General features: G+C 40.6%; 6 protein-coding genes. All 6 read left to right on the top strand.

The window, feature by feature from the left end; translation table 11 throughout:
- The coding region (locus NNN64_RS22690; RefSeq protein WP_249537612.1) for a phage/plasmid replication protein, II/X family at positions 1-305 on the top strand (305 nt) is incomplete at its 5' end.
- An 11-nt stretch (positions 306-316) separates the two neighbouring features.
- Complete coding sequence (locus NNN64_RS22685) at positions 317-634, top strand: DNA-binding protein (RefSeq protein ID WP_000073835.1); 318 nt, start codon at positions 317-319, stop codon at positions 632-634.
- Positions 635-636: 2 nt separating this feature from the next.
- Complete coding sequence (locus tag NNN64_RS22680; protein WP_000381239.1) at positions 637-888, top strand: membrane protein; 252 nt, start codon at positions 637-639, stop codon at positions 886-888.
- Between the two features lie 34 nt (positions 889-922).
- A complete protein-coding gene (locus NNN64_RS22675; RefSeq protein WP_000473544.1) occupies positions 923-1,156 on the top strand; it encodes a hypothetical protein in 234 nt (77 codons plus the stop codon).
- A gap of 214 nt (positions 1,157-1,370) precedes the next feature.
- Positions 1,371-2,933, top strand: a complete 1,563-nt coding sequence (locus NNN64_RS22670) for a hypothetical protein (RefSeq protein ID WP_000741236.1) — start codon at positions 1,371-1,373, stop codon at positions 2,931-2,933.
- A gap of 12 nt (positions 2,934-2,945) precedes the next feature.
- Positions 2,946-3,160: DUF2523 family protein (locus NNN64_RS22665; protein WP_271442864.1), on the top strand; the 215-nt coding region annotated here is incomplete at its 3' end.

The following is a 3,160-nucleotide window of genomic DNA, read 5'->3' as shown; positions in this document are numbered from 1 at the left end:
ATACCATATTAACTGATGAAAAAATAATTAATCTCCCAAGAAAAATACAGTCTACATATTTATTGTGGAAGCAGGGCGCGAACATGAAAGAGATGTTACCGAAACCTACATTCTACCGACACCGTAAAGAATTACTTTCTTTCGGAATAGATATTAACTTTTATTGTGAGTCACCGGATTCTAATAACGTTGTTCCGTTGGTTCGTACTCTTGAAGCCAAACCAGCCAAAATTCCATCATGGGTTTATGAGAAAGGTTTAATTTTCGATTATAACCGTATTTCACATGCCAGTAACTGGCATTAAAGGAGAGTGATATGTCTAATTATGGTCTTTTTGTAAAAGGTAAAATGCTTGGTGCTCGCCAGCGTAATAAGGTCAATGGTCAGGGATACTATAATGAAATTGGTGTTGGCTTAGAGATTCCTGATGGTTTTGGCGGCACTAAGCAAGACCAGATTATTATTCGTGTATCTCAGGCTCTTGTTAATGCCGGTGTAATGAATCAGGCAAATAATTTTATCGGTAAGTTAGTCCAGATACCTGTATATGTTCGCGTCTGGTCAATGGAGGGGAGGGAAGGAGTAACTTATAACATTTCATCAGATGGCGGCATTACTGAAATAAAAGGCTGATTATGGATACATCAGGTTTCGATATTCAGTTTGATAATCATATTCCTGAAAATGGTTACCGTATTGAAGGTTATTTATGTAATGCGAACAATGCAAAAGAATGTCAGGCAATAATGGTACGTTCTGAACCATTTCATCAAATTGATTATTCTGCAATGGGAAATTACTGGACATTAGGTTTTGGCTCTGTCCTGCTGCTCTGGCTTTTTTCTGTAGGTGTGGGACAGGTAATAAAGATGGTTCGTACTGCTTGAATGCGAACCTTTAAAATTTAATGGAGATAGAGTTATGTTTAAAAAAATCGTTAGTTTTCTGGCTGTACCTGCATTAATGGCTGTTTCTGGCGCGACTTTCGCTGCAGAAGGAGCGGCATCAAGTGGTGTTGATTTATCGCCGCTGACGAACAGCATTGATTTCAGTACAGTTCTGGTTGCGATTATGGCCGTTGCTGCTTCACTGGTAACACTTTATGCCGGTGTCGCTGGCGTTCGCTGGGTATTGCGTACCGTTAAATCCGCATAAATTCATTATTCATGGGCGATGCAATATCGCCCGTTTTACTTGAGGTTATTATGGAGATTGAATTATGGAAATTGGGTTCCCTTTTATGGGGGATCGTCTCAGCTTATGTCGTTATTCTTGGGCTAAGAGGCTGACGGTTTATTCCTTTATTTTTTCCTTTCTCTGGGTTTCCTTTCCCCGATATTCATATTCATTTGTACCAGCAATTGCAGCAGTGGCTGCGCGGGCTGTTATTCCTAAAGTCGTTGGCCGGGTGCTTGTTCGTCGCTTTGCTGCCAATGATGCGATTTATACGGCATCACAGCTTACAGCAACCCGTGTTTTTGTTGGCCGCGCTGCGGCTAATGCTGCCGAATACTTGCCTGCTGCCTCATCATACAAAATGAGCGGTGTTGCAACGTGGGCGGGTATTGCTGCGGCTGTATCATCTTTTGTTCCGTCTTCTTTGAGTTCATCTGACGGCTCGGTAATGGTAATGACTAACGGTAAAAAGATTTCCGATAATTTATATGAAGTAACGTACAGTGGTCAAAGTGGTGAAAGTAAGACGATAACCGTTAATTTTGAACCACAGGAATTAAGTCCGGTAATCCTTCATGTTAGTCGTAATAATGTAGATGCGGGTTCTCCAGTTGTAGGTGTTGAAACAGGATATTCCACGCCAGATAATGCGCTTTATTATTATCAGGATTCGAAAGAGCTAATTTATTACTATGGTGATAATCCAACTGAAATTGCCAGAAATTATCTTAATGACTATAACTCGCGTACTTATACTGAAACACTAACGAATTTTGAACGCACTGTGACGAATAAAGTTGTCAACAGTAATGGAGATGTATCCTTTACTGAACAGAATTATAAGTTTACTTATCCTTCCTCATTTTATGAAATACCTGAGATTACACACTTGTATAGCAACCCGGCCGCATCTTCATTTCCCGCAGGTATTCCCATGTATGAAAATGTAGCAGGGCTTCCCATGTATTACAGCGTTGCTTATTTAACAGCAGGCAAGCAATATCAGTATCACAACACGCCTTGTAAAACGACTAATCAGTCAAATGGTGGATATTCGACGATTTGCGCCGTTCCTGAAAAAGAGGATTACACCGCAAAAGATATTGATGAAAAGAGTGAGCTTACTATCTGGACCAATACCAAATATAAAGCCATGACGGAAGTACTGGAGGCCGGAAATATTGAGTCCATGATTGATTATCTGGAGTATCTTGATAGTGTTAGTGTATCGCCAGCACTTCTTGCCGACATGATTAACGAGCTGTGGTCTGAAGCTGCCGTTAATGCAGATTATAACGGCTTACCGTTTAAAGAGGTTTCACCGGCTGAAGTAACTTCTGCGATGTCGGAACTTAGGCTATCTCCAACGTTATTAGATATGCTTTCACCTGTATCTGACAGTGCAGGGGCTGACGTCAATATTGATATTACCATTAATAACAACTCAGGGTCTGACACTGGAAATAATGGCAATATAGATTTGGGAGAAGATCCCGGTGTAAAAGAGCCTGAGCTTGAAGAAACGCCAACGGCAAGAGATATTTTAACGCCAATTATTAACTTGTTGCCTTTTACAAACGAATTTAACATCGGCTCTCGTTCAGCATCCTGCCCCGTTGTTGAATTCAGCGTGTTTAATCACCAGTACAGAATTGACTCCCATTGTCCGTTAATTGAGCAGAACAGAAGCGCCGTAGAAACCATATTTCTGATTATATGGGGATTTGTTGCGCTCCGTATTATTCTGAGTGCCTAAAGGAGTGCAACTATGTTTGGGATTCTGATTAGTGCATTAAATACTTTGTTAGGTTTTGTATTCCGGTCATTGATTATTAAATTCGTCGTATTCTTTGCGTTGTATTTTGTAGTCCAGGGCTTCGTTGAAATCCTTGTTGAGTTACTGCCAGATTCAAGCAATCTCTCATCGCTGTTTGCCAATTTATCAGACGGATTCTGGTACTTCATTAACCTGAGTAAATTACC

Source organism: Citrobacter sp. Igbk 14, from assembly GCF_028069825.1.
GTDB lineage: Bacteria > Pseudomonadota > Gammaproteobacteria > Enterobacterales > Enterobacteriaceae > Citrobacter.
The sequence above is the reverse complement of the archived record's forward strand: the minus strand, read 5'-3'. Positions and strand labels throughout refer to the sequence as shown.

Excerpts from the sequence above, each read along its gene's own strand:
- NNN64_RS22685 (WP_000073835.1), top strand. The coding sequence starts at position 317 with ATGTCTAATTATGGTCTTTTTGTAAAAGGTAAAATGCTTGGTGCTCGC.
- NNN64_RS22680 (WP_000381239.1), top strand. The coding sequence starts at position 637 with ATGGATACATCAGGTTTCGATATTCAGTTTGATAATCATATTCCTGAA.
- NNN64_RS22675 (WP_000473544.1), top strand. The coding sequence starts at position 923 with ATGTTTAAAAAAATCGTTAGTTTTCTGGCTGTACCTGCATTAATGGCT.